The 25589-nt window shown below is 65.7% G+C and carries 25 protein-coding genes and 1 pseudogene; 11 read left to right on the forward strand and 15 right to left on the reverse strand.

Annotated features, from left to right (window positions below; translation table 11 throughout):
* The first annotated feature begins 119 nt into the window (after positions 1 to 119).
* Entirely contained in the window at positions 120 to 1043 is a 924-nt protein-coding gene (locus tag AC07N1_RS03100; RefSeq protein WP_494670457.1) for a helix-turn-helix transcriptional regulator, read from the forward strand.
* A gap of 57 nt (positions 1044 to 1100) precedes the next feature.
* Here AC07N1_RS03100 and AC07N1_RS03105 read toward each other — a convergent pair whose 3' ends face one another.
* From AC07N1_RS03105 to AC07N1_RS03115, 3 genes and pseudogenes are all read right to left on the reverse strand, one after another.
* On the reverse strand, positions 1101 to 1364 hold the full coding sequence (locus AC07N1_RS03105; protein ID WP_125158179.1) for a DUF3892 domain-containing protein: 264 nt from the start codon (positions 1362 to 1364) through the stop codon (positions 1101 to 1103).
* Positions 1365 to 1540: 176 nt separating this feature from the next.
* Positions 1541 to 2239 carry a hypothetical protein gene (locus AC07N1_RS03110; RefSeq protein ID WP_494670561.1) on the reverse strand — a complete coding sequence of 233 codons (699 nt, stop codon included), beginning with the start codon at positions 2237 to 2239 and terminating at the stop codon, positions 1541 to 1543.
* 177 nt (positions 2240 to 2416) lie between these two features.
* Positions 2417 to 2542 (reverse strand): annotated as a pseudogene (locus AC07N1_RS03115) (SEC-C metal-binding domain-containing protein); the annotation flags it as partial.
* Positions 2543 to 2639: 97 nt separating this feature from the next.
* On the opposite strand from AC07N1_RS03115, the gene AC07N1_RS03120 reads away from it, so the two are divergent.
* From AC07N1_RS03120 to AC07N1_RS03135, 4 genes are read left to right on the forward strand one after another with little or no spacing between them, the layout of a single operon-like run.
* Positions 2640 to 3605 carry a CBASS oligonucleotide cyclase gene (locus AC07N1_RS03120; RefSeq protein WP_494670458.1) on the forward strand — a complete coding sequence of 322 codons (966 nt, stop codon included), beginning with the start codon at positions 2640 to 2642 and terminating at the stop codon, positions 3603 to 3605.
* 8 nt (positions 3606 to 3613) lie between these two features.
* Complete coding sequence (locus tag AC07N1_RS03125; protein WP_494670459.1) at positions 3614 to 4129, forward strand: HORMA-1 domain-containing protein; 516 nt, start codon at positions 3614 to 3616, stop codon at positions 4127 to 4129.
* Positions 4129 to 5085, forward strand: coding sequence for an AAA family ATPase (locus tag AC07N1_RS03130; protein WP_494670460.1), 957 nt, complete (start codon positions 4129 to 4131; stop codon positions 5083 to 5085). The genes AC07N1_RS03125 and AC07N1_RS03130 overlap by 1 nt, the downstream gene beginning before the upstream one ends.
* Positions 5082 to 5813 carry a DUF6602 domain-containing protein gene (locus AC07N1_RS03135; protein WP_494670461.1) on the forward strand — a complete coding sequence of 244 codons (732 nt, stop codon included), beginning with the start codon at positions 5082 to 5084 and terminating at the stop codon, positions 5811 to 5813. The genes AC07N1_RS03130 and AC07N1_RS03135 overlap by 4 nt, the downstream gene beginning before the upstream one ends.
* Before the next feature lie 26 nt (positions 5814 to 5839).
* Here AC07N1_RS03135 and AC07N1_RS03140 read toward each other — a convergent pair whose 3' ends face one another.
* The 9 genes from AC07N1_RS03140 to AC07N1_RS03180 form a co-directional block, all read right to left on the reverse strand.
* Positions 5840 to 6253, reverse strand: coding sequence for a ribbon-helix-helix protein, CopG family (locus AC07N1_RS03140; protein ID WP_494670462.1), 414 nt, complete (start codon positions 6251 to 6253; stop codon positions 5840 to 5842).
* On the reverse strand, positions 6250 to 8223 hold the full coding sequence (locus AC07N1_RS03145) for a conjugal transfer protein TraG (RefSeq protein ID WP_494670463.1): 1974 nt from the start codon (positions 8221 to 8223) through the stop codon (positions 6250 to 6252). Before AC07N1_RS03145 ends, AC07N1_RS03140 begins: the two co-directional genes overlap by 4 nt.
* A gap of 12 nt (positions 8224 to 8235) precedes the next feature.
* Entirely contained in the window at positions 8236 to 9942 is a 1707-nt protein-coding gene (locus AC07N1_RS03150) for a DUF3363 domain-containing protein (protein ID WP_494670464.1), read from the reverse strand.
* Positions 9943 to 10179: 237 nt separating this feature from the next.
* Positions 10180 to 10968 (reverse strand): lytic transglycosylase domain-containing protein, encoded by a 789-nt coding sequence (locus AC07N1_RS03155; RefSeq protein ID WP_494670465.1) that lies wholly within the window; start codon positions 10966 to 10968, stop codon positions 10180 to 10182.
* A complete protein-coding gene (locus AC07N1_RS03160) occupies positions 10968 to 11480 on the reverse strand; it encodes a S26 family signal peptidase (RefSeq protein ID WP_494670466.1) in 513 nt (170 codons plus the stop codon). The genes AC07N1_RS03155 and AC07N1_RS03160 overlap by 1 nt, the downstream gene beginning before the upstream one ends.
* Complete coding sequence (locus tag AC07N1_RS03165; protein ID WP_494670467.1) at positions 11477 to 11959, reverse strand: DUF2840 domain-containing protein; 483 nt, start codon at positions 11957 to 11959, stop codon at positions 11477 to 11479. Before AC07N1_RS03165 ends, AC07N1_RS03160 begins: the two co-directional genes overlap by 4 nt.
* On the reverse strand, positions 11949 to 12236 hold the full coding sequence (locus AC07N1_RS03170) for a helix-turn-helix transcriptional regulator (RefSeq protein ID WP_494670468.1): 288 nt from the start codon (positions 12234 to 12236) through the stop codon (positions 11949 to 11951). Before AC07N1_RS03170 ends, AC07N1_RS03165 begins: the two co-directional genes overlap by 11 nt.
* A gap of 121 nt (positions 12237 to 12357) precedes the next feature.
* Complete coding sequence (locus AC07N1_RS03175; RefSeq protein WP_494670469.1) at positions 12358 to 13101, reverse strand: DNA -binding domain-containing protein; 744 nt, start codon at positions 13099 to 13101, stop codon at positions 12358 to 12360.
* A gap of 166 nt (positions 13102 to 13267) precedes the next feature.
* Entirely contained in the window at positions 13268 to 13609 is a 342-nt protein-coding gene (locus AC07N1_RS03180; protein ID WP_494670470.1) for a helix-turn-helix domain-containing protein, read from the reverse strand.
* Positions 13610 to 13759: 150 nt separating this feature from the next.
* Between AC07N1_RS03180 and AC07N1_RS03185 the strand changes: the two genes are divergently transcribed.
* The 4 genes from AC07N1_RS03185 (at position 13760) to AC07N1_RS03200 (ending at position 20858) form a co-directional block, all read left to right on the forward strand.
* Complete coding sequence (locus AC07N1_RS03185; protein WP_494670471.1) at positions 13760 to 14257, forward strand: RNA polymerase sigma factor; 498 nt, start codon at positions 13760 to 13762, stop codon at positions 14255 to 14257.
* A gap of 13 nt (positions 14258 to 14270) precedes the next feature.
* On the forward strand, positions 14271 to 15278 hold the full coding sequence (locus AC07N1_RS03190; RefSeq protein ID WP_494670472.1) for a FecR family protein: 1008 nt from the start codon (positions 14271 to 14273) through the stop codon (positions 15276 to 15278).
* Between the two features lie 123 nt (positions 15279 to 15401).
* Positions 15402 to 18419, forward strand: a complete 3018-nt coding sequence (locus AC07N1_RS03195; RefSeq protein ID WP_494670473.1) for a TonB-dependent receptor — start codon at positions 15402 to 15404, stop codon at positions 18417 to 18419.
* A 36-nt stretch (positions 18420 to 18455) separates the two neighbouring features.
* Positions 18456 to 20858 (forward strand): prolyl oligopeptidase family serine peptidase, encoded by a 2403-nt coding sequence (locus AC07N1_RS03200; RefSeq protein WP_494670474.1) that lies wholly within the window; start codon positions 18456 to 18458, stop codon positions 20856 to 20858.
* Here AC07N1_RS03200 and AC07N1_RS03205 read toward each other — a convergent pair.
* From AC07N1_RS03205 to AC07N1_RS03215, 3 genes are all read right to left on the reverse strand, one after another.
* Positions 20855 to 22609, reverse strand: coding sequence for an asparagine synthase-related protein (locus tag AC07N1_RS03205; RefSeq protein ID WP_494670475.1), 1755 nt, complete (start codon positions 22607 to 22609; stop codon positions 20855 to 20857). The two genes, AC07N1_RS03200 and AC07N1_RS03205, sit on opposite strands and share 4 nt — an antisense overlap.
* Before the next feature lie 4 nt (positions 22610 to 22613).
* Positions 22614 to 23282 carry a lasso peptide biosynthesis B2 protein gene (locus AC07N1_RS03210; protein ID WP_494670476.1) on the reverse strand — a complete coding sequence of 223 codons (669 nt, stop codon included), beginning with the start codon at positions 23280 to 23282 and terminating at the stop codon, positions 22614 to 22616.
* Positions 23283 to 23719: 437 nt separating this feature from the next.
* Positions 23720 to 24220 carry a GntR family transcriptional regulator gene (locus AC07N1_RS03215; RefSeq protein ID WP_494670560.1) on the reverse strand — a complete coding sequence of 167 codons (501 nt, stop codon included), beginning with the start codon at positions 24218 to 24220 and terminating at the stop codon, positions 23720 to 23722.
* Positions 24221 to 24317: 97 nt separating this feature from the next.
* Here AC07N1_RS03215 and AC07N1_RS03220 point away from each other — a divergent pair, with 97 nt between their 5' ends.
* Both AC07N1_RS03220 and AC07N1_RS03225 read left to right on the forward strand, forming a co-directional pair.
* Positions 24318 to 25058, forward strand: a complete 741-nt coding sequence (locus tag AC07N1_RS03220) for a hypothetical protein (RefSeq protein ID WP_494670477.1) — start codon at positions 24318 to 24320, stop codon at positions 25056 to 25058.
* Positions 25059 to 25221: 163 nt separating this feature from the next.
* Positions 25222 to 25476 (forward strand): helix-turn-helix domain-containing protein, encoded by a 255-nt coding sequence (locus AC07N1_RS03225; protein WP_494670478.1) that lies wholly within the window; start codon positions 25222 to 25224, stop codon positions 25474 to 25476.
* Positions 25477 to 25589: the final 113 nt, after the last annotated feature.

A 25589-nucleotide genomic window follows, 5' to 3' on the forward strand; every position in this document is an offset into this window, starting at 1 on the left:
GCTACACCATGACGGGTGTATGCTGGACTGTCACGCATGAGGGGTGCGACTTGTCTTTCAACAAGGCCCAGGAACTCATTCGCCTAGCGACGATGGCCGCACGCCGGACGGGGGTGACCTTGGCCGACATCGAGGCGGAATTTTCGGTGTCTCGCCGCACGGCCCAGCGGATGACGGATGCGCTCTGCGCCAGTTTTCCGCTTACCGAGCACACGACCGAGGACGACCGCCGAGCCTGCTGGCGCTTGCCCACCCGCGCCATGGCCGCGCTGCTTACGCCCACGGCCGAGGAGCTCAGCGCCCTGGCCGCCACGCGCAACACCCTTCGTGTCGAGGGCATGGAGGCCGAGGCGAGACTGGTGCGCCAGCTTGAACTGAAGGTGCGGGCCCTGATCCCCGCCCAGACGAGCGTTCGGCTCGAGGCCGACGAGGAGGCCCTTCTCGAAGCCCTCGGCCATGCCGCAAGACCAGGTCCGCGACGGGCAGCCAACCCGTCGGTCGACGAGGCCATATCCGAGGCCCTGAAAGGCCCCTTCCTGCTGCGCATCCGCTACCGGGGACGAACCGATGAGGCGCCGCGCGATCGGACCGTGGCGCCACACGGGCTGTTGCTGGGCGTGCGCCGCTATCTCGTCGCACGCGACACCGCCAAACCCGCCGGCCAGCTGCTGCACTACCGAGTGGAAGAGATCGAACAGGCGGAGGTCCTGGCCGAGACTTTCGTCTCCGACCAGGGCTTCAGCATCCAGGCCCACGCCCAGCAGGCGTTTGGATCCTACATCAGCCAGGCCGAGCACGGCGAAGTGGTCTGGAAGTTCGCGCCCCACGCCGCGGCCCATGCTCGCCGCTACACGTTCCATCCGACCCAGACCTTGGAAGAAACCGCCGATGGCGGCTTGATCGTCCGGTTTCAGGCGTCGGGGCATCTGGAGATGTGCTGGCATCTTTATGCCTGGGGCGATGCGGTTGAAGTGCTCGCGCCTCGGGCGCTGCGCGACATGGTGGAGCGCCATCGAAGGGGCGACTTTCCCGCCTTGCCGTGAAGGCGGTGGCGATCGGAACGGACACGCCGTTCCGATCGCATCGCGATGGACAAGGTCCTAGCAGTCGGGCAGGTCGTCGAGGTTGTTCTTCGTCGAGCCGTCCCGCTGCGTGCGCAGGTACTTGCCGGTCGCGCCGTTGACGACCTTGATCTGGGTCGTCTGGCCGTCCGTCCACGACACGTAGTAGTCGTGGATCTTGTTCTCGATGTCGTAGATCGCGTCGGCCTTCAGGCGCGGCGACCACGTCTGCCCCGCATTGCAGAGCTTGGTGATGTCGCCGTCCTTATCCTTGCCGGACTTGTTCACATAACGCGTAGCCATGATCGGAAACCTCATTGGGGAGGGGGTGTTGACGCCCCACCTTGAGCTCCAGCCAGGTCAAAAGCTGTCACGGGAACAAAGCCAGTACCCCATCACGGGGTGATCGAAGGCGGCCAGCGATGCTCGATGACGCCGCCCCGCAAAGCCTATCGGCGAACCGGCGCGTTCGCCGCCCGTCAATCGCCGCGCTCGGATCGCCCTGGACGGCCTCGCTCACGCGGCACGGCGTCGGACTGTCGCAGCTTGATAAAGACATATCGGCCCGTCACGGCTTCGGGCCAGCCCAGGTAGAGGCGGCTTTTGCGCAGGGGCCCGATGAGGTCGACCATGTGGGGTCGAACCAATCCAGCCGCGTCCTGCGCAGTCCCGCTATCCTTGAAGTGGAACTTGAACCCAAGGCCATGCATGCGGACCATGAAGGCGCTCATCATGTCGTCTCCATCCTCGTAGAGAGGGATGATGGAGACCGCCGACCGTCCGAGGGACGCCTCGTGCGCCTCTGCCTCGGCCGGAATATCCAGGCTTACCAGAGCCCTCGGTCGCGGGCTTGTCAGGATTTCCGCGATCTGGGCCATGGGCGGCGGGGCTTCCCGGAAACGCCGTGGCCCCACCATGAATTCCATGCCCGACGCGTAGCAGCCGGCCATGGTCTTGAGCGCCCAAAGCTCAAGCGCCTCGCCGGACAGGATCGCCGCGTAGGGGCGCCGGCTGAGCGAGCGCCGAGTCGCATGGTCGCGCGCCTTGCCGACCTCGCGGAAAGCACGAAGCGCATGCTCGTCCAGAGGCGATAGGGCCTGGTTGTGGCGTCGGCAAAGCACCTTCGAAGTCAGGGCGTCAGGAGACAAGCGAAGGACAGGTTCGGCTTGCCAGGGCATGCCCTGGACCTTCACCTCAGGCCCCGCAATCATCCCGCGGCTGATATAGTGCTCGCGGCTGATCGCCGTTGAGCAATTGCACGAGGAGGCCAGGTAGCATCTGGGATGGGCGTACCCGGTCGGCTCGCCTGGCGGCAGTATCGAACCGAGCCGCAGATAGGGGCGGCCGTCCCGCTGCAGGCAGCAGCGACCAAAGACCAGCTTGCTTCCGCAGGGACATGGATCACCAACCTTCCAGGGTAAGTTCCAACTCGGCCTGGCGCTAACACTCCTGTCCATCCTCGCCCGGCTCCCCAGCCTCATCTCGCCTCGATGCGAGGGTGACAGGTTTTGACCTGCTCAACACGCACGATAGCCCCCAGCAACAGCTTGTCCCATCAAGCTCTGACAGGAGCGGCGCGTGTCACGCGACCACGTAGATCACAAGGACCTCGTCAGCTTCGCGCAGGACAAGGTCAATCTCCCGAAAGACAAGGCTGACGAGTACCGTGCGCAGGCCCGGCGCCTGCGTGAGAAGCTCGAGGGCTATCTCTCCGAACACCCCGACTTCACGCTCAAGAAGATGCTGTTGTCCGGAAGCCTGGCCAAGGGCACGGCGCTCCGTTCGCTCAACGACATCGATGTCGCCTGTTACATCAGCGGCGCCAATGCGCCCCAGCAGATCGACGCCCTGCTCGTCTATCTGGCCGAACGGCTGCGCAAGGCGTTCCCGAACTTCACGCCCGACCAGGTCCAGCCCCAGACCTACAGCGTCACCGTGTCCTTCAAGGGGACCGGACTGGACGTCGATATCGTACCCATCCTCTACGATGGCGATCCGGACTGGTACGGCAACCTCGTCAGCCAGGACGATGGCTCGTTCCTGAAGACCAGCATTCCGCGCCACCTGGAGTTCGCCAAGAAGCGCAAGCAGGCGCAGCCGAACGACTTCGCCCAGGTCGTGCGGCTCGTGAAGTTCTGGGCGCGACGCCAGAAAGCCGAGCGCGAGGGCTTCCGCTTCAAGAGCTTCATGATCGAAATGATCATGGCCAAGCTCTGCGACGATGGGCTCGATCTCTCCGACTATCCCGAGGCCCTGCAAAACTTCTTCACTTACCTGGCGCGTAGCGGCCTGAAGGACCAGATCGCCTTCACTGACTACTATGCCGCCAATACGGTGCCGGCCCATGCCGGACCGGTCCGGATCATCGACCCGGTCAACGCCGACAACAACGTCGCCCGCCTCTACACGACGGCGCAAGCGGCGGACATCGTCGACGCGGCCCTCGACGCCAGCGACGCGATCGACGCGGCGCTCTACGCCCCCACCAAGCAACTGACCGTCGCCTACTGGCAGAAGGTCTTCGGCTCCCAGTTCCAGGTCTGAGGCGCCCGATGTCGTACAGCTCCAGCTATACCGAGACGGTGACCTTCACGGTCACGCACGCCCGTCATATGGCCGCGAAGGTCGCCACCGACTTGAAGCGGATCCAGCGCCTCTACGGCTCGCCCAGCGACACGCGCATCGCCGAGTTCGAGGCCGAGGCGACCGAACTGCTCAAGGCCGGCTATCTGAAGGAGGTCACCTACGGCTTCCAGCGGAACGGCGCCTGGATCGAACCGACCATCCGCTACACCGCCAGGGACTTGGCCGAGGGCGCGGCGGGGGACGACGACCCGGGACGTATCCGTCCGGGCGCCGACGTCACCGGGGCTAAATTCGCCAGCTACCTCGTCTGCAGCACGGCCTGGGACGCGCTGACCTCGGCCCAGCAAACGGCCTTCGAAGCCACTTTGCCCTTCAGCCGCAACGGCGCAGCCGCGCCGACGATCAGCGGCTACCTCGCCCAAGATCGCACCTATTCGGCGGGCGGCCGCGCCCTCGATCGCGCTAGCGTCCGGAGCTTCTGATGAACACCAAACCCACCCTGGACGAGCTCTTCGAGCGCCGGATCGCATATCCCGACATCGACCCGCAGGCGCGTCTGAACCGCCTCGTAGGCCTGGACGAGCAGAAGGACCGGTTGACCAAAGTCCTGAGCTTGCTGGTCAATCCCGCCGGCCTCGACGCCTGGGCCGCGCGCCACCACCCCGGCGCCAAGTCGCTGGTCGATACCGTGGTGCGCCGGCCGCCGCTGGTCGTGCTGGCCGGCGACATTGGGTCGGGCAAGACCGAACTTGCCGAGACGATCGGCGACGCCGTCGCCCGCCAGGAGCGGATCGACATCACGCTCTATCCCCTCAGCCTGGCGACCCGCGGTCAGGGCCGGGTCGGTGAGATGACGCAGCTGGTGTCCGCCGCCTTCGACTACACGGTCGAGGCGGCCAGCAAGCTGAAGTCCCCAGGCAAGTCTCGCGGTGCGGTCATCCTGCTGATCGACGAGGCCGACGCCCTGGCCCAGTCGCGCGAGGCAGCGCAGATGCACCATGAAGACCGGGCCGGCGTGAACGCGTTCATCCGCGGCATTGACCGGATCGCCAATGCGGCGCTGCCGGCCGCCATCATCATGTGCACCAATCGCTTGAACGCGCTGGACCCGGCGATCCAGCGTCGGGCCGCTGACATCCTAACCTTCGGTCGGCCAAGCGACGCCCAGCGTCGTTTCATCCTGTCGAGCCGCCTGGACCCGTTGGGCTTCTCGCCGCAACAGATCGACGCCATGGTCGCGGCGACCGGTCCGCAGGTTGGAGCGCGTCCCTACGGGTTCACCTCGTCGGACCTGACCCAACGCCTGCTCCCCTCCATCGTGCTCGACGCCTATCCGCACAGGGCCGTCGATCCGGCACGGGCGCTGGAGTTGGCCCGAAGGGCGACGCCGACCCCGCCCTTCAAGGACGAGGCCGCCGCGACGGAGATCCGCCGATGAGCACCTGGTCGCTGCAAAAACTCCTGTCTGGGCTCCACGACGACATCCAGCTAAAGCTGGAGACCGTGCGCAAGACCCTCGGTCACCCCGGTACGAAGGGGGACGCCAGCGAGGCCGTCTGGCTAGAACTCCTGCAGAGCTACCTGCCGAAGCGCTACAGCGCCGCCTCCGCCCACGTGGTCGACAGCCTCGGCGGGTTCAGCGACCAGATCGACGTCGTCGTCTTCGATCGGCAGTACTCGCCCTTCATTTTCAGCTACCAGGGCGCAACGGTCATCCCGGCCGAAAGCGTCTACGCGGTCTTCGAGGCCAAGCAGGCCATCAACGCCGCGCAGGTCGGCTACGCCAAGGACAAGGTGGCCAGTGTTCGAGCCCTTCACCGAACGAGCCTTCCGATTCCGCACGCCGGCGGAACCTATCCGCCCAAGCCGCTGCAGCACATCCTAGGCGGCCTGCTCACCTTTGAGAGCGACTGGTCCCCTCCCCTGGGAGCGCCTCTGAAGGCCGCGCTGGCGACGACGTCTGCCCACGATCGCCTGGACCTCGGCTGCGTCGCCGCACACGGGCTGTTCTCTTGCGACAGCGGCGGCTGCCACGTCGTGGCCCCGATGGAAAAGCCGGCGACGGCGTTTCTCTTCGAGCTGATCGCGCGTCTCCAGGAAACTGCGACGGTTCCGATGATCGATATCCGGGCCTATGCGAAATGGCTGAGCGGCCCTAGCACCTAGCGGACCTTCCCAAGGTCAGCGATCAGTCAAATCCGGCCATAATCACTCTCCGCCAGGACCTCCTTCCTTAAGAGCCTCCCTTCCGACAATCGCCGCGCCAGCAGATCCACAAACGCGGCATAGCGCTCCTGCCCTTTCGCGCTCGCGGCGCGGTCCTCCGCCATCGACATTGCTGGCGTCACCTTCAGCCAAGTTTTCACCAGCAGCGCCAACGCCTCGGTCGCGATCGTCAGATCCCGCTCCAACCGGTCAAGCTGCCTCGCCTGTCGGTCGAGGCGCCGGGTGACCGCGGCTTCGGCGGCCTCCGCGGCATCTGGCGAGAGGTAGGACTCGATCGCCGCACGCGCGATTTCCGACTTACCCTTGCCCGTCCGTTGAGCCAGCGCGTCCAGCTTGCGGATCGTCTCCGGCGGCAAGAAAACCTTGGTCGCGATCTTCACGCATCACCGCCAAGCGGAATGCCGTCGTCGTGGTCCATTGCCGCCTGTCGCGCGACCCCAGCGAAACGCCGCTGGAGCTCTCCGCCCTGCTGCACCTCATCGCCATCCAGATCTTGCTCGGGCTCGTCCGATGGCGCCGGCGACATCGGCACATGCTCATGACCGGCCAATTCCGGCGCCTGCTGCAGGCCGCCCTCGTCACCCGAATCTAGTGCAGGTCGCACAATGCCAGCCCCGGACGCTGCAATCGAAAACCGGTCCCACGCTGATCCTTCGGCCGATTGAAGGGTAGTCGCCGCATCGCCGATCGGCTGCACGCGATCCGCCAAGCGTGCGTCAGCGAAATAGCGGATCTTGCGCGCTCGAATGGGCGGCGTGCCGGCGACGAAAATGATGGCGTCCTGCGACGGGAGCTGCATCACTTCGCCCGGTGTAAGCAGCGCGCGAGCGGTTTCCTGGCGCGAGACCATCAAGTGGCCAAGCCACGGCGACAGGCGGTGCCCCGCGAAATTCTTCATCGCCCGCATCTCTGTGGCGGTGCCAAGACTGTCGCTGACCCGGCGGGCGGTGCGCTCGTCATTGGTCGCGAACGCCACCCGCACATGGCAGTTGTCGAGGATGGAGTTGTTGGGCCCGTACGCCTTTTCGATCTGGTTCAGGGACTGAGCGATCAGGAACGTGCGGATTTTGTAGCCAGCCATGAAAGCGATCGAGGTCTCGAAAAAATCGAGGCGCCCGAGCGACGGGAACTCATCGAACATGTAGAGCAGCGGCCGTCGCGATCGCGAGATCTCCAGTCCTTCGGTCAGGCGCCTGCCGATCTGATTGAGCATCAGCCGAATCAGCGGCTTGGTGCGGCTGATGTCGGACGGCGGCACCACCAGGTAGAGGCTCACTGGCTTGTCGGCCTCCACCAGGTCGGCGATCCGCCAGTCGCACCGCGAGGTCACCGCGGCCACCACCGGGTCGCGGTAGAGCCCCAGGAAGCTCATCGCCGTCGAGAGCACTCCACTGCGTTCGTTGTCGCTCTTGTTGAGGAGTTCGCGCGCCGCGCTGGCGACGACGGGATGGACGCCATCGCCAAGATGCGCTGTCGTCATCATCACCCTGAGCGTCGCCTCGATGCTGCGCGATGGGTCGGCGAGGAAGTTGGCGACGCCGGCGAGGGTTTTGTCGGCCTCGGCGTAGAGCACATGCAAGATCACACCGACCAAAAGGCTGTGGGAGGTCTTCTCCCAGTGATTGCGCCGCTCGAGCGCGCCTTCCGGGTCGACAAGGATGTCGGCGACGTTCTGGACGTCTCGGACCTCTGTCGGGCCTGGGCGAACCTCCAGCAGCGGATTGTAGGCGCTGCTCGTTGGATCGGTAGGGTCGAAGCGCAGAACGTGACCGAAACGCGCCCTGGCGCCGGCGGTGACGCTCCAGTTCTCCCCCTTGATGTCGTGGATCACCGCCGAGCCGGGCCAGGTCAGCAGGGTTGGAACGACGAGCCCCACGCCCTTGCCGCTTCGGGTCGGCGCAAAGCACAGCACGTGTTCGGGACCAGAGTGGCGAAGGTAGTGGCCGTCGAACCGCCCGAGCATCACACCGTGCTCGCCAAGAAGGCCTGCGGCGCGAAGATCCTGCAGGTTGGCCCAGCGAGCCGACCCATAGGTCGTAACGGACTTGGCCTCGCGGGCGCGCATGATCGACATGGCGATTGCCGCGCCAACGCCGAGCAGCGCGCCACCGGCCGCGATGAAAGCGCCGCGCGCGAACACCGACGGCGCATAGGCATCGAATATGAACCACCAGACGAAGAAGGCCGGCGGCGGGTAGATGGGCTGATCACCCAGCTCAAACCACGGCGGACCAAGTCGAGGCTGGTACCCCAGCTGCCAGGCGGTCCATTGCGTCGCCAGCCATACGCCGCCGATCACCAGGGCCGCGACGACGATGATCTGGCCCCATAGAATTTTCGTACCGCTCATCTGCTTGCACCTTCAAAGGCCAAGCCCGCGCTTCTTCCGCAAAGTCCAATCCATCCCGGTCTTCATGACCGTCCCCCGCACCTCTTGTCCGATCTCGCTCTCCAGCGCCCGGGTCCAAGGCACGAGCTGGAACCCCATCCCATCGTCGATCATCGCGAACCGCCCTGAGGCGAGGTCCAGGCGGCGCACATAGGTCCCCGCGACGGTCTCGCCCTCCCCCGCTGGCGCAGTGCTAGCTCGGGCGCCAAGTTCGGCTTTCACCCGGGCGAGTTCCCCGTCGCGGAGCTTGGCGATCAAGCCAGGCGCCGGCTCGAACCGGCCATCGCGAACCTGCCCAAGCCCCTGTCCGGCCAAGTGGGTTTGTCGCGCTGCGAGCGCGTTTCGAACCTCCACCCCAAACCCTCGCCTGGCGAGCGGCGCCGGCTCAGCGACGACGAGTTGGCGATCAAGCCAGGTGGCTCCATCAGCAGAGACCTGGGCCTGGATCGACAGATCGGCGCGGTGGATAAGCTGCGCTCCCGCTTCACCGCCGTTACCACCGCGCACTTCAACAAGACCGCCTACAGGCGTGTCGCCCGCCGCGCCCAAGTCCTTGAGCCTGATGTGGTGCAAACGACCGTCGGTCCCATCGACAACGACGAAGGCTTCGCCATTGAGCTCGTCGTGGAGCCCGCGTTCGACAAGCCGGCCCACGATCGGCGCCTCAATCCGACCGCCCTGAATGACGAGGTCTGCAGCGTCCCGCTCTTCAGCGCCCATGGCCTGGTGCAGCGACTTGATGATGTCCCCACGGAGGGCGAGTTCGCGCATGCGCGCCTCAAGATCAGTCGCCAAACGCCATCGCCCCGGAGCGACCTCGTCAGCCAGACCGTACCGCTCAAGCACCTGGGCCCGCCCGATGAGCCTCCTGTAGTCACTGGATCCGAACCGATCCGCAGGACGAAGATCGACAACGCCATCGCCCCTCGCTGCGATATCTCGCAACCGTCGATCAAGGCTGGTCCACCGCTCCGCCTTGACCTCCCGGTCGAGGGCCTGATCGATCTCCTTCTGGGTTCGGGGCCCGAGTTCCTCGGTCATGAGAGCTTCGGCCCGCTGGCGAAGCCCCCGGCTGATGTAGTCGCGACTAATCACCAGATCAGCGCCGTCATCCCCGACGCCCCGGACAAGCACGTGGAGGTGCGGATTGTCGGTGTTCCAGTGGTCGACGGCGATCCAGTCCAAGGCTGTGCCCAAGTCGCGTTCCATCTGCGCCATCAGGTCACGAGACGTTGCTCGAAGGTCAGCCAGGCGGTCGGCGTCCTCCGGGGAAACGATGAAACGGAAGTGATGGCGGTCGGTCTCGCAGCGGGACGCAAAGGCTTCGTGATCGGCGACGCCGTCGCGGTCGAAAGCCTCACCGGCTCGGCCATCCCTGCCGGCGCCGCCCCGGCGCAGGTAGTAGAGGTGCGTCCCCAGGCTGGCGGCCCGAAACCGCGCGCCCTGGTGACGGACGACACGCGCCTTGACCACGACGCGGCGTGTGCTGGCCCGCTCAGCCGAGACGCGCCCTCGCCCGAATGACCGACTTCGCACGGCGCGGCCTTGACTGATCATCCCGCTCGAGGCGCGCCGGGTGGCGGCGATGACGTCGGCGGTGAAAGCCCGGACGCGCCCTTGGCCTTTGCCGCGATCACCGAGCCGGCCAAGCCGTAGCTCGAATTCATCGTCACGACCCATGGCAATGGCCCGTTAGGTGAAAGGTCCCTATCAAGTCGCTGTTTCTAAGGGACTTTCGCTGATCACAGGGCCGCACGCGATCTGCAGGTCCCTCGAAATCACCAACACCATCAGGGACTTGCGCAGCAATGGTCCCTGTCCTTTTAACTTGCCTTAGACGTTGCCTTTGGAGGTGAGGCTTCCCTCGCCTCTCTTCCTCGCTGCCCAGAACCATCCCGGGCCTCTGACGCTCGGAGGTCATGGACGGGCTCCAGCCAGTTCGGGACGCGGTCCGCCAGCCACGAACAGGCCTGACGAGCGCCAATCGATGACGACGGTCGGCGCCGCTTCAAGACGCACCAAAGGGGCCAACCGGGCCACATAGAGACGGGTTTCCATCGGCAGCCCCCGCTCGCCAGCGAGGTATCGTGCGTAGCGATCCGGCCCAGCATTGTACGCAGCAAGGAAGCCAGGCGACCCGAAGCGATCGTGCATGCGGCGCAGGTATGCCGCGCCCGCCATGACGTTGGCGCGCGGCTCAAACGGATCCTCGCCCAAGGCGTGCTGCGCACTGAGCTCGCGCCAGGTCGAAGGCATCAACTGCATCAACCCCATCGCGCCTTTGGGCGAGATGGCCCGAGCGTTCCCGCCGCTCTCGACGCGGATCACCGCAAGCAGCCAGGCGCGAGGAAGCGCAAACTTGGCCGCGGCTTCATTGACAGCAAGACTGACAATCAGCGCTTGGTTGCTGGGGGCGCTCTTACCGTCCTCGGACACCGCCGCGCGGGCCAAGCCGCAATGCGCAAACAGGCATAGGATCGCAGCAAGAAATGCGGCCGCGCGCGCCGCGCGCGAAGCTTTTCCGTCCAACGGTGACACCACGAGCGTGCGAGCCGGCTGGTCGCCGTCAAGGACAAGGCGCGAAACGCGCCGGCCTACCGGCCGTCCTTGACCGCGCCGGCGCCGCCCCGCCGACGGGGTCTCGACCGGGACGGGGAAAGGACCGGCAAACCCACCGAACAGGGAAAGGGAGGTTGCGTCGCTCATCAGCGCGCTTCCCAGGTCCAGAGGGCGCGCGCACGACCGACCACGCCAGACGTCGGCAGTGGACCGAAGTAGCGGCTATCGAGACTGTTGGAAGCGCGGTTGACGAGCAGGACCTCAGCGCCGAGCCGCCGGCATCCGACGAAAGCCGGCAACATCCGTCCCCAGCGATCGGCGGACTTCACGCTCGCGATGCGCACACCGTCTACGAAAAGCTGACGATCCCGCCCGCAAACCTCCTGGCCCTCGCCTGCCGCGACGATCTTGAGAAGCGGCACATTGGCGGGAAGGTAGTGGCGGCCGGCCAGCCAACGGGCGAGCGCCGGCGGTGGATAAATTGCGACAAGGTCCCCGACCTCAAATCGCCCTGGCGTGACGGTGTAAAAGCCAAGCGGCGCGCTCGCCGTGGCGTTGAACAGCAGCCGCGGCGCGCGATCCCCGTTGCCGGCAAAAGCGATCAGCGCGCAGCCAAGCATCGCCCCTGCGAGCACGGGATGAGCAGAGGGGCGGTTCATGGCAGAAGCGCCCGGCGCAGGAGCCACGCGCGGTGTCGGGCACGGTCGTAAGCGCGCGGTGGCAGCCCGACCGTGACCCGGGCGCCAACGTGTCGCCAGTAGTCTGGCGCTGTCGACACCGGCGACAGGCCAATCTGCTCGACACCATCGATAGCTTCGAGCACAGCCTGGACTTTGGACCATCCCGAGATGTCGAGCAGGATTTCCGCGCCCGGCGCGACCTCCGGATAGGTGGTGAAGGCCGAGCCTGGCGCGACCGCGCGGAGCACGGCGATCCGGGAGTCGACCGTACCGTAGGCTTCCGCCCGCCACCTCACGAAGGCGAACACCGCGCCCGGCGCGAACATCACCGTGCGACGGCGGCGATCTAGGACCTGCTCGGCGACCGGCCGTCCAAACCGCAGCCAACGCTCGATGCGATCCTTGAGGAAGACCAACTCGACGCGCGTGAAGTTGGGCGACGTCGCTTCAGGCGTCATCGCGACGCCCCGCATAGGCTGGGGCTTGCGCCGCGTGGGGCTTGGCGGGTCGCACGACCGCCGCGTCGAGATCGCTCGTCGAGCGTCGCGCGCCGTGGCGGGACCATGCCTGGATGTCGCTTAGAGTGTAGACGACGCGCCCGCCATTCTTTCGATAAACAGGGCCCGTGCCGTAGCAGCGATGCTTGGCAAGCGTGCCGACGGAGAGGCGCAGGATCTTGGCGGCCTCTGGCGCAAGGAGGAGACGCTCGAGGGCGTCCCCATCGAGAGGGGGCATGGCGGGGTCCTCGACACCGCCGGGAAGACCCGGACATCGGGCGGCGGTTCGGGGAAAGCCTGGCGCTGAGAGGCAACGCCGCCGGATGGCGAAGACCGCCCTCCCCCAATTTCGCCACCCTTTAGAAGCCGCCCTTTAGAAGACGAAGGTAGCCGCCGGTCATCAGAGCCCGACCGCGTCGGACCAGGCGGATCGTGGTGTCGCGCAGCGACGAGGTCTTGAATGGCGCTTCGTCTTCGAGTTCGCCGAAGATCCGCGTGGCGATATCGCGATAACTGCGCCCTTCCAGCGCGCCATCGAGCGCGAAGAGTGCTCGCGCCAAGCGGTCTCGCTGCGTCACCGACAGGCGCGATCTTGGCGCGACATCGGTCTGTTCCGCGCGCCGCAAAGCCTCGACCGCTCTGACCCGCAGACTGAAATCGGCGTCGAACGACAGGACGACGACCAAGGGCCCTTCAGGCGCCGTCTTGCCCCGGAGCAGCACCTGAAGCCCGCTCGGCAGCCTGATGTGTCGGCCATCAACTCCCAACACCTGAGCATGGCGATCGATGGTCGAGGCGCGAGGCTTGCCGAACGACGCTTGCTCGACGGGAACGACCAAGCCTGGCGCTACATCCTCGCGCCAGACGACCTGGGCATCCTCCGCCGCGAGCTCAGGATCAGCGGTCGCCGCCAGTCCCCAGCGCTGATCGATCACGCCGCCGTCGCGCCGAACGCGCTCGAAATCCTCACGATACTCGGGATTGCGCCGCAAAAATTCCCAGCACAGCGCAGGCACGGCGAGGACGGAAAACGCGCGCCATCCGCCGCCGGCGCCGCCGCCCGGCGACCGACCCGGTCCCGAAGTGGCGAGCGGCGCGGCCATTGCGCCATGGCGTCAGAGCGGCGCCGCAAGCGCACCGAAAAGTGTCTAGAAGCTACGCCAGAGGCGCGACTTAACAGCGATTGTCGAATATGACCGGCAACGATCCTGCTGCGCGCAGGCGGCGTTTTTCGGCGTCAGACGCGAACGGCTGCGCGCTTGAGCGAAACTAGCCTTTGCGGAACGCCAGCGCGGCTTCGATCAGTCCTTTGACCGCTGCAAGGTCAGCGTCTGACAGGCCCGCGAGCAAATCAACGATGTCAACGAGAGGATCATCCCGTCCGTCGCGAGCAGCGAACTCGCCGATGCCGAACAAATCCCGGGCATCGACATCAAGCGCTCGGCTCAACCGCACAATGGTTTCAAAGGTTGGACCGGCTCTGCCGTTCTCGATGTTCTGAACGGCTCCAGGCTGGCGGTCGATGCGCTCGGCCAGTTCTGCCTGGGTGAGATTGGCGCGCTTCCGCAAGTGGCGAACCAAAGCTCCGACCTGCTCCTCCAGCGATGCCATTCAGCTGCCCAACCTCACTCGACTGGGCAGATGTTCGGGTAGCCGATCCGCAACACACAGCTTTTCAAAACGTCGATTTATATAAAATTGATCTTTCAAAAACTGCTTTGCTGTAGGATTCTGTGGGGAACCTCAGGTGGATTTCCCGCAATGGATGGCTTTCCCACTCAGGCGGTCGGCCCAGCCGATCCGTCCCCAACCATGGAGTCGCTGTTTCGCCGGTACGGAGCCTGGCTGCGCAAGGCGCTGCAGCGGCGATACGGCGACATCGCTGACGACCTCACGCACGAGGCAATGCTTCGCGTCGCCGGGCGCGAAGGAGAAGTCCGGCACCACAAGGCTTTCCTGCTCACGGTCGCCGACAATCTGGCTCGCGATCGCATGCGCAAACTCCAGCGCGAAAACGACCACGCGACTGACCGAGAGATGTTCCTGCCGCGATCGACCGAGGCGCCGCAGGAGCAAGCGCTATTGTTAAAGCAGATCGTGCTGGCTCTACCGCCAGAGTTGCGCGATGTTTTCGTACTGACCCACATCCAAGGGCTGACCTATCGCGAGATCGCTGCGCTTCGGGGGATTCCCGAACGGACCGTCAAGGATAGGATGCGCAGGGCCTTGGCCAGAACGTCAGCGGCCATGCGGGACTAGGACGGCGATCGAGATGATCAAAGACCGGAAACGAGCGCCTCGCCGCACAAAGCAGGCCGCGGACTTCTTCGTCCGTTTGAACAGCGTGCCGATTGGCCAAGAAGACATCGAAGCCTTCTCCGCCTGGCGACGGGCCGACCCGGAGAACAAGGCCACATACGAGCGCCTTGAGGACATCTCGTCGACAATGTCGCAGATGCAAGACGATCCGGATTTGCGCGCGGCCGCCGCCGAAGCGATGGCGCGGGGACCCGAAGTCGTCGCCCTTCCCGTCCGGCGCTCTGCGGTTCAGATGCGCGTGTTGATCGGTGCTGGCGTAGCCGCCTGCGTCATTGCAGGCCTGGCCTCGGCGCTGATCTTGGGCCAACCCACGTACTCGACACGCGTGGGCGAGACGTTCAGTGCGCGACTGGAGGACGGCTCGCTCGTCCAGCTCAGCACCGACAGCAAGGTCCGCGTGCGCTACAGCCGCAGCGAGCGGCGCATCGAACTGCTGCGCGGCCAGGCCTTCTTCGATGTTGCGCACAATACCGCGCGTCCGTTTGTCGTGGCTGCCGCGGAAACCGAAGTTCGCGCGCTTGGCACGCGGTTCGAAGTCCGACGGACTAGCAAGCGTGTACTGGTGACGCTGGCGCAAGGCAGCGTCCAGGTCACCGATCAGGACGCGCCCAAAGCGTCCTGGCGGCTCACGCCTGGTCAGGCGTTGGCCATCGAAGACAAGGCGCCAAGCAAGGCCCACCTCGTCTCGGTCGACGTATCCAACGAAACGAGTTGGACGACGGGTAAGCTGAAGTTCCAGGACGCGGTCCTCTCCGAGGCCGTTGCGGAGATGAACCGCTACTGCAAGGAGAAGATCGTTCTCGGCGCCGGCGTCCCCGCCGACCGCCGTATCACCGGCGTGTTTCCCGCCGGCCAAAACAGCGACTTCGTAGCGGCCGCCTCGTCTCTCTACGGCCTGACGTCGGCCAAACGTCCGAACGGCGATATCGAATTGCAACCCAAAGTCGCCACCCCATCTTAGCGTCACAAATTTTTTAGCAGGGCGCTGTCCTCCGACGCTTTCGCAGACGTCTCAACCGCGCTCACCGGCGACAACGAGCTTGATCATGGCGATCGAGCCCGCTGGTGGCGGGGGAAACGTAAGATGACGCGAGACTTCCTTGAACACTTCAGGACCACCTCGGCGGCCGCATTGATGCTGGCCGCCGCGGTCGCTCCAAGCGCCGCGAAGGCGCAAGAACCGGCGGTCAGCATCGCCCTGCCCTCCGCGCCGATGCAAAAATCCCTCGTGCGCCTGGCCGACCAGGCCAACATCACGATCCTGTTCGAGAGCGACCTGGTGGCGGGCATGACCGCGCCCCCGCTCGAAGGCCGCTACACCGCTCGGCAAGCTGCCGAACGGCTGCTGGCTGGCAGCCGCATCAGTGTTGACCAGGTCAAACCCGGGGTTCTGGTGCTCCGCGTGGCCAAGACGCCCGTGAGCGACGTGCGCCCGGCCGGCGCCGACGCCGCGTTCGCGGCGGCCGCGTCCGATCCGCAATCTGTGCCCGAACCCGCGACCGTGGTGGCCGAGATCATCGTCGGCTCGCACATCCGTGGCGTGACCGACAGCGCCTCTCCAGTCATCGTGATGAAGCGCGATGATCTTGACCGGCTCGGCTACACCAGCGTTGCCGATGCGCTCACGTCACTCCCGCAAGCTTTCGGCGGGACCGCCAGCGAGGACAGTGTCTCGACCGGCGCGGATCCAAATGGCACCAACATGATGCGCGGCACCGGCGTTGATCTGCGTGGCCTCGGCGCGGACGCAACGCTCGTTCTCTTCAACGGCAAGCGCATGGCCGGCGCCGGCGCCTACGGTGACTTCGCCGACGTCTCTTCCATTCCGTTCGCCGCGATCGGGCGTGTCGATGTGTTGCTCGATGGCGCCTCGGCTCTCTACGGCTCGGACGCTGTGGGCGGAGTTGTCGACATCCGCCTGCGCACCGATCTGGATGGCGCGGAGACCCGAGTCTCAGGCGCGAGCGCGACCAAGGGCGGCTACAGCCGCTACCTGGCCAGCCAAGCCGTCGGCAAGATCTGGTCGGGTGGCGGGGTTCTCGCAGCCTACGAATATACCCGCAATGAGCGCCTGCGCGCGGCCGACCGCGCCTATGCTGGCTATGCGGATCTGCGCCCGTTTGGCGGCAGCGACTGGCGCAGCACGATCAGCCAGCCAGCCAATATCCTACGCTCCAACGCCGCCGGCGCCTTCGTTCCGACCTACGCGGTCCCAACCGGGCAAAGCGGCGTCGGCTTGAAGCCGAGCGATTTCGTGCTGGGCAGCGTCAACTATCAGAACCAAAAGCTGCCCTACGACGTCGTTCCCAAGTCGACACGACACAGTGCGGTCATGTCGTTCCACCAGACCCTCGCCGGCCTTGAACTGGCGGCCGATGTGCGCGCCGCGCGGCGCAAGATCGAGAGCCGCAACACTGCCCCGACCACCACGCTGGTGCTGACGGCGGCCAATCCCTTCTACGTTTCCCCCACCGGCCAAACCTCCGAACGCATCGCCTATTCCTTCCAGAACGAGCGCGGTGGCGTCTTCAATTGGGGCGTCTCCGAGAGCCTGGGCTTAAGCCTAGGCGCCAAGACCTCGCTGGGCGCGGCATGGCGAGGCGAACTGACCGGGACCTATGCGCAGGAACTGGGGATCAGCCGCAGCAGCGGCCAGGTCAACAGCACCAACCTGAGCGAGGCCGCCGGCCTAATCGCCGACAATCCGCTGACGCGCTTCAGCGCCGCACGCGACGGCTACTTTAATCCGTTCATCGGCAAGGGCTCCAATCCCGACGCCGTGCTCGACTTCATCCTCAGCGGCTGGGACATCTCCAAGGCCCGCAGCGAGCACCATTCAGTCAATCTCGCCTTCGACGGACCGCTCGTTCAGCTTCCCGGTGGAACGCTACGCTTGGCTGTGGGGGGACAGTTGCGCCGAGAAGAACTGCGCACCAGCGGCGCGCGCTTCCTGTCCGGTCTCGCGCCGACCGACAAGGTTCGGCGCATGTTCAGCCGGGACGTCCGCAGCGCCTATCTCGAACTGAACGCGCCGTTGGTCGGGCCCGACAACGGCGTTCCGCTCGTCGAGCGCCTGGAATTGTCTTTGGCCGGCCGGGTCGAAGACTATGACGACGTCGGCTCCACCAAGAACCCCAAGGTCGGCGTTATCTGGGCTCCGAGCACCAACCTGACCTTTAAGGGGACGTACGGGACCTCGTTCCGGGCCCCCGCGCTATCGGAACTGAACTTGCCCTACACGATCTCCCAGATCCCGATCACGGCGACGGGCGGAGGCCAGCTTCCGACGCTCGTGTTCCAGGGCGGCAATCCCGATCTGCAACCGGAAACGGCAACGTCTTGGACGGCGGGTCTGAGCTTCACGCCCAACGCCGTACCCGACCTGACTCTGGGGCTGACCACCTATCGTACGATATTCAAGAACCGGGTGGGCGCGCCGATCGTATTTGCCCAGGCGCTGACGTCTCCAGAGTTCGCGCCGTTCCGAACCTTCGTCAGCCCGGCCAGCAATCCGGCCGATCGCGCCAAGGTCCTGGCGCTGCTCGCCGACCCGCACGCCAGCGGAACCGGCGCCTTCGACGTCAACAGTTATGGGGCCATCGTCGACGCTCGCAACGTCAATACCGGCAGCCTCGATGTACGAGGCCTCGACGCCACCGTCGCCTATGAGACGACGGTCTTGGGCGATCCCTTGGCGCTGAACGCGAGCCTCTCCTGGCTGACCCACTATCGCCGCAAACTCACTCCGACCTCCACGCCCAACGAGTTGGCCGGTCGCGCGGGTTATCCTGCCGACCTTCGAGCGCGGATTTCGGCGACGTGGACTCATGGCCCCGCGTCGATCACCACGACCCTAAACCATGTCGGCGATAGCTATTCGGCGACGATGGTGCAGGTTCGCCCGTGGACCACGCTTGATCTTCAAGCGCGCTGGCGCGGCGAGTTCGCTCACGTCAGAGGGCTGACGGCGTCCTTGAACGTTCAGAACCTCTTCGACCAGGATCCCCCGTTCTACGACAACATCCTGGGCATCGGGTACGACCCCGCCAATGCCGATCCCCTTGGGCGCATGGTCACGCTGCAGCTGACCAAGGTCTGGTAGCGCCCTCCCCTAACCCCGAAAATCGGAGATGAAACCATGCGACGCTTGGCGGCGCTTGCGGTCGGCTGCGCGCTGATCATTCCTCACCCAGCGCTTGCAGCGCCCTACACTGTCGAGCGCCTGCTGGCGCTGGAGGAGCTCGGGCCGGCCCGCCTGGACCCCACCCGGCGCTGGCTAATCGTGCAGCGCTACGCGGCCTGGAACACCGCACCGGCCTACGATCTGGACGCCTATATCCGGCTTGGCCTAGGCCGCGTGCAGGTCTTCGACCTGGCCGCCGGCGGCGCTGAGCGACAGCTCGGCTTACCGCCTGGGCCAGGCTATACCGCCCTGGGCGCGTCCCCAGGCGGGCGCTGGCTGGCGATCGGCCGCCTAACCGGCCACGCGTTCGAACTTGGCGTGGTCTCCCTGGACACCAATGAAGTCCGTTGGCTTGGCCTGAGCCCACGCCAGCAAGTCTGGGGGCCCAGCGTCGTCTGGCGTTCGGACGACGAACTGCTGGTCGCCGCGCGACCAGAGGACTTCCCAGACATCCAACTGGGATTTGGCTTTCAGGGTCGCGACCGCATAGACGCGCAATGGGCCGCCACAGCGCGCGGCGAGGCCGGTGCAACGGTGCTGGGAAGCGGAGCCTATGCCAGCGTCCGCGCCAAGGCGCCCACGGTCGGCCTCGTCTCGGTGAACCTGAAAACGGGGCAGCAGGCCGTGGTCATTCCCGGTAGCGTGCGCGACATGGCGCTGTCGCCTGACGGTCGGACGATCGCCGCCCTTATGGAAGGCGAGGACGTCCAGCTTGACCTGCCCGAGCCGACGACTTCGGCATCCGACCCGGTGCGCACCACCATGATGCTCGCCGATCTCACGACCGGCCGCACGGTGTCGCCCTGCCCGACCTGCGATCCGATGGTCCGGTTCCTTAGCTGGTCTCCCAACAGCCGCGAACTGTTGGTCTTCGCCCGGCAAGGAAGGACGAGTTTCAAGCAAGGGAAGTTCTGGCGCTACGCGATTAGCGGCACAGCCGCGCCGGTCGATCTTGGCGGTCTCGCGCCGGCCTTCGCCGAGACCTATGACACGGCGGGCATGGCCCTCGGCGGCTGGCTCAATGGCGCGCCGGTGATTTACGCCCGACCCAAGGACGGCGGCCGTGCTGACTACTGGCGCATCGGCGGCAAGGGTCCCACCAACCTCACCGAAAAACTCCCCACCGGCGCTCGGGCCATTGGCGCGAGCCCGAATGTCTGGGCGATCGCCGCAGGCGGTGCGGTCTGGCGAGTGGCCACGAGCAGCGCCCAGCCCTGGAACGTCCCCCGCGCGGCGGTCCAGTCCCTGGCGACGCCGCCAGCGGGGTTCCGGGGCGGGCAGAACTTTGTGCCTGCGCTCGAAGACTTGGCGCTCACCGATCCGTCCGTGAAGCCGGACGCTCCCTGGCCGGGCCTGAGCCTGGCGCGGCCACCCGAACGCGCTCGGATCGCCAGCGCAAGCGCCGAAGCCGTCATTACAGTGAGCAAGGACGAGTACGGGGTCGAACGTGTCGGCCTGGTCGTCCCAGGCGACGCGGCAAAAACCTTGGTGACGGTCAACGGTCCACTCACAGGCGTCGAAGCGGCGATCGCCATCCCTCTCCACCATAAGGGGCTCGACGGCAGGGACCTGACGAGTTGGCTCTATCGGCCGCCTGGTGCGAAGGCCGAAGAGCGCCTGCCCGTCGTCGTTCTGCCCTACCCCGGCGACGTCTCCAACGCCGCGCCGCGCGTGCAAGAACCGGGTGTGCTCTATATGTCGGTCAACGCCCAGGTTCTGGCCGCTAACGGCTACGCGGCCATCGTGCCGGCAATGCCATACCTCGCCGGTCGCGAGCCCATCGACGGCCTCGCCGACCAGATGCTCGCGCCCGTCGACGCCGCGGCGGCGCAACGCCTGATCGATCCCGACCGTGTGGCGATCTGGGGCCACAGCTACGGCGGAACGGCGGTGATCGGCGCGGCGACGCAAAGCCCGCGCTTCAAGGCGGTGATCGCAACCGCCCCGACCGTTGATCTCGCCAGCGCCTACGGTCGGATGGGACCGGTTCAGTATGCGATCCCTGAGTCTGGTGTGACCGTGTTCGCCTCGTCGGGCTGGCAGGAAAGCGGCCAGGCGCGAATGGGCGTGCCGCCCTGGAAGAACCCGCCACTCTATATGCGAAACAGTCCGATCACCTTCGTCGACAGGATCACCGCGCCAGTGGCGATCTTCCACGGTGATAACGACAAGGGCCTCGACCAGTCCCAGGCGCTCTACGGCGCGCTCTATCGGCTTGGCCGCGACGCCACCTTCGTCACCTATCGCGGCGAGGGCCACGTCTTCTACGCACCCGGAAATGTCCGCGACTACTACAGCCGCGTCCTCGACTTCCTGAGCAGGACGATCGGGCCGCCCCATCAAGGTCCGCCGCCCTAGTCGGGCGATGATCCAGCCAGGCGCTCTGTCCAGCGCCTGGCCCAAGCCTCCAGTGTCAGAAGGACGAAGACCTCCGAGGTGATGTTCGTCCAGACGAGGCGTTCAGAGGTCAGTGCGGCATCCAAGCGCTTGCGATCGAGCAAGCCTTGCTCGACCAATTGGCCATCCAGGAGAAAGGGTCGAACGTCCTCGAGGCTGCGATTGAGGCTCTGCGCGAAATAGCTCGATAGCGCCCCCTTGCCGCGGCGGTCCAGGATACCCGGCGGCAGCCGATCGGCGAAGGCCGCGCGCGCGAACGGGCGATCTTGCTCGCCGACAGCCAGCCGGCCCGCCGCTAGCGACAGGCAAAATTCCACGACCGGCTGGCTCATAAGGGGATCGACAACCAGTCCGGCCTGGCTTCGCTGGCTCTCGCCAAAGGCGCTGAGGCCGTTGACCATGGCCATGATCTGTAACTGCTTGGCGGGCGCTAGCGCCTGGGCCTCGATCAGCCAAGGATGCAAGGTCGGCGGTCGCGCGGCGACGTCCGGTGCGAGGAACATTTGGACGCCAAGGCCTGGGGTCAGGTCCTGCTTGGCAAGGCCTCGCTTCAGGATGGACCAAATGGTCGTGGCGTTGCGACGCGCCAAGATCAGAAGACCTGAGAGACGGCTACCGGACGAGCTTCCGCGAAGGATGTCTCGAACGAGGCTGGGGTGGGCCGACTGATAGAGCAAGGCGTCACCGCCGCGCCCGGTGAACATGGCTTCGACACCATCGGCGGCCAGGCGCGCGGCCAGATCGGCATCATGGTCCGGGTCGCCTCCCAGATAGTTGGGACGCGGCCCGCCGGCGGCGGCCGAGAACTTGTGCGGCTCGATCCGCAGCATATCACGTTCGACCACCACCAGGGGCGTACCGATGTGCTCGGCGACCATGGCGGCATAGTCGCGCTCGTCGGCCTCGGCGAACGGAAAGGTGTGGTTGAGGCCGTAAAGGAGCGGGGCGCGCGCCTTGGCCAGGCTGCTCGCGACGATCGCCGAGTCCAGGCCGCCTGAGATCTCGCAAAAGACCCCGGAGCGCCCGTGCGACCAGGCCGCCACCACGCCGTCGATACGGTCCCGCAGTGCGCGTGGTTCGGCGTCACGCCAGGCGCGGCGCGCAAGGGTCGCCGGCGACCACAGCCGCGCGCCTTCCCCTTTGGCGTCCGCCAGAACGCCAGGCGGATAGGTCATCACGCCGACCAGCGGCGAGACCAGACTGGCGAGGTTCTTCTGCCGCAGGATCTCGGCCATCGCGCTCCAGTCGACGGCCACATTGGCCGGCCATAGGTCTCGCAAGAGCGGAAGGCGAGAGGCCACGAAGCGCAGCGGCCCGCGCTGCCAGCCGATCGCGTCCATAGCGCCGAGCGGATCTCTCAGGACGCGGACCGGACCCAGCTCGTCGCTTAAGATGGCGACATAGCGGCCAAAGCCGCGCTGGATCAGACGGTCAGCAACCTGCTCAGCGCCTCCAGAGGCGCCCGCCAGTGAAAACTCGCGTCCGATCCCTTCGCTGGCCGCCTGGCTGTCGAAGACGTCACCGATTAGGGCTCCGCCAACGCCGGGCAGGTGTCGATAGCTTGGAGGCCGTTGGCGTTCGAGGAAGATCGAAAAGCGCTGGCGCTCAGCGGCCTTGATCCAGGCTCCAGATTGGAGAACCACGGCCTCGGCTTCGCGCCACGCGTTCGCGTCGGCGCTAGAGGCGCACTCGATAACCAGGAAGTCGTGCATGGACTCAGACCACCAGGATCGGTGAGAAGCCGCCGACGCGATCGGGCGAGTCGTCGAGAACGACGTCGCCAACCTGCAGCCAGCAGTGAGCCTCGAATGGCCAGGTGCGCACGCCAAACACCCAGGCCGCGGGAAGGCCGCACTGGTCCAAGAAGATGCGCTGCTGCAGGCAGGTCATCAGGCAGCGTCCCGCTCGCGGCAGCCATGGCGCCAGCCGATCGAAGCGGCGCGATTGGGCGAGCACGGCTTCGGACGGCGGATCAAACGCGCGGCTGTCCAATGGGGCGGCCATAGCCAGGATTTGCGCCAACGACGACGACGCCAACGCCTTGGCGGCGCGATGGTTGGCGGAAAGGGCTCGCCAGTTCAGCGCGGGGGAAACTCTCGCCGAGCGCGCCTCTGCGCTCGTGGAGATCGCCGCGCATAGACCTCGCGCCGCGGCGGGCGGCGCCGTCATCGGCATGACGTTGGTCGGTACGGAAGACAGTATGCCCGCTTCCAAGAGTTCGGCCGCCGCTTCCGGCGGGGTTGCGCGCACCGCGCCCTCAGGCTGAAACGCCAAGATCTGGCTGGCCTCCAACAGGCAGAGATAGTCACCGGTCTCGATATCGAGAAAGACAAGTTCGGCGCCGCGGCGCGCGGCGCGAACATGGGGCGCCAGCCAGACTTCCATAGTCACGCTCCTTCCGACTGGCGGCCCATGCGGGGTCAGATGCCCCAGCGATCGGAGGGATCCATGCCCTCCTGCTCGCCGATCGGCAGGTGGGCGTGGGTAAGGGTCTTGGCGCTTCCGAAGCGGATCAGGCGCACGCGGGTCTTGGCTTTCATCGGATTATTCCTTGATCGGGAAGAAGGAAGGCGCGTCGCCGGCGCCGAGAGCGCCGGCGACGCATGGGCTCAGGCGCCCTAGACCCCGTACTTGTCGGTGGGGTCGGAGCTTTCCTGCTCGCCGAACGGCAGGTGGGCATGGGTGAGAGCCTTGGCCGAGCCGAAGCGGATCAGCCGAACGATCGAACGGGTCATTGTGACCTCCTCAATGCTGAACGCCACAAGTTGTGGCCAATTCAGGAGGCTCCGCTCAGATCGTATATTCAAATCTATATTTGACGCTTACAGGCCAATAGCCCTCGCGAGGATTTCACCGACGCGGCGCTGCCGGCGACGAAACCGACGCCGCAGCGCCGAAAGACTTCCGGCAGCTACAGAGTCGCCCATCTCATCCTGCCCGAACATTATTGCCTCAGTGGCTTCCAGGGGCGCCAACTGCGCGGCGACCTGGGACAGGGCGGCGGCAAGCACCAGGTCGCTCGTTTCGATGCTCGCGCCGACGATGCGGATGGCGTAGGCGCCCTGCCCACTAGCCTGCTCGGCTGCGTACGCCGCCTCCGTCAGAAGCAAGGCCAGACTGTAGAGCGACGCGAGACGCTCACGATCGAGGATCACCCCGGCATAGCCTTGGGGCGTTCGCATCACCAGACCCTCTCCGGAAAGGCGAGCCAGCGCCTCACGCACAGGGGTTGGGCTGACGCCAAACTCGGCCGCCAGCGAGGCTACGGGCAAGGCTGCGCCCTGCAAAGGACCTGAGCGCACGAGACGCGCCCGAAGCGCCATCAGACTGCGCTCATACGGATCACGGTCTCGACCCACGACACCCTTCTCACAAAGCTCACTTGGCGATCTGGGATCCGCTGAGGTTGAAGACCCCGACGTGTTTTCTAGAGACGGGGGTGAGCCTCGGCTCAAGGTTCCAACCGAAGACCCGCCGGAAGAAGACCAGGACGATCCGGTTTTCCAGAAGGCGACATCCGCGCCGGCGCGTTACCTGCGCCCAGGCGCGGCGATCATCGCCCCCTTATACTGGGAGTTTGTTCCCTACAACGACGCCCAGTTCAGCCCGATGATTGACCAGCTGTTCCTGGACATCGTCCAACCGTTGATCACCAAATTGAAGAACGATCCAACGCAACGGAAGCAAGCGCTGACGGACCTTAAGAACGAATACCAAGCCAAGTTCAAGACGTCCGCGGAACGCAATCTCATCTCGCTATTCCTCTATTCTGGTCCGCTGCCAACGAGGGCGCGCTATATCGTGGAGCACACGTCACACAACACAGGGCTGTTACCAGTCGCTCAAGCGTTCTCTCAGATGCACACTGGCGACGGAACGCTGGACGCCGCCCGCTACAAGGCTTTCGAGAGATTTTACGGCAAGACCCAGCGCCTCGCCCGCGCCAAGATATTCCAGGTGATGCACCACGGGTCGCGCAACAACTGGCACATCGGAATCGCGGGAAAGCTCTCACCCGCCGCGTCGGTATTTTCCTCGGACCCAGGTCACAGGCGCTTCAAGCATCCGCACGCCGAAGTCTTGCATGATTTCTGGCCCCACTACCCCGTGCAGGCAGACAGGAAAAACGGCTTCCACCTCGACGGGTATGTGATCCGCTAGGGCGCATCGAAGACGCCGGCGCGCTCGACTGGGATATCGGGGTCCTGCACGATGAAGCCATGGCGTCTCAGGTCATCAAGCCGTTGGATTCTCTTTCATCGCCACACTTTCCGGAATGATCATCAAGCCTTGCGTCGCCAGCCCGCAGAGCAAAGGTGGATCAATGGACAGCCCCCAGCCTTCGCGCCAGACAACGCCCTGCGACCGCCTTGCCTACCGTGTGAATGAAGCGGCCGAGGCTTTGGCGATCAGCCGCAGCCGCTTCTACGAGCTTGTCGCGGCCGGCGAGATCCTCGTGCTGAAGGAAGGCTCGCGAACCCTGATCCAGCGCAGCGAGCTTGTGGCCTATCTTGCGCGGCTCGAACGCCGGGCGCTGGAAGCAGCCAGCGCCAAGGCCAAGCGCACCACGCGACGCTAGCCCCCTCCACTCCCCCACGCGCAAAGCTGTTCCGGGCGCGTCATTGAAGAAGACGAAACTGATCGCCAGACCAGCTGACCTCCACCTCGCCCCTGGAAACGTCGACCCGCCCC

The sequence above is a fragment of the Caulobacter sp. GW821-FHT09B11 genome (assembly GCF_059418205.1).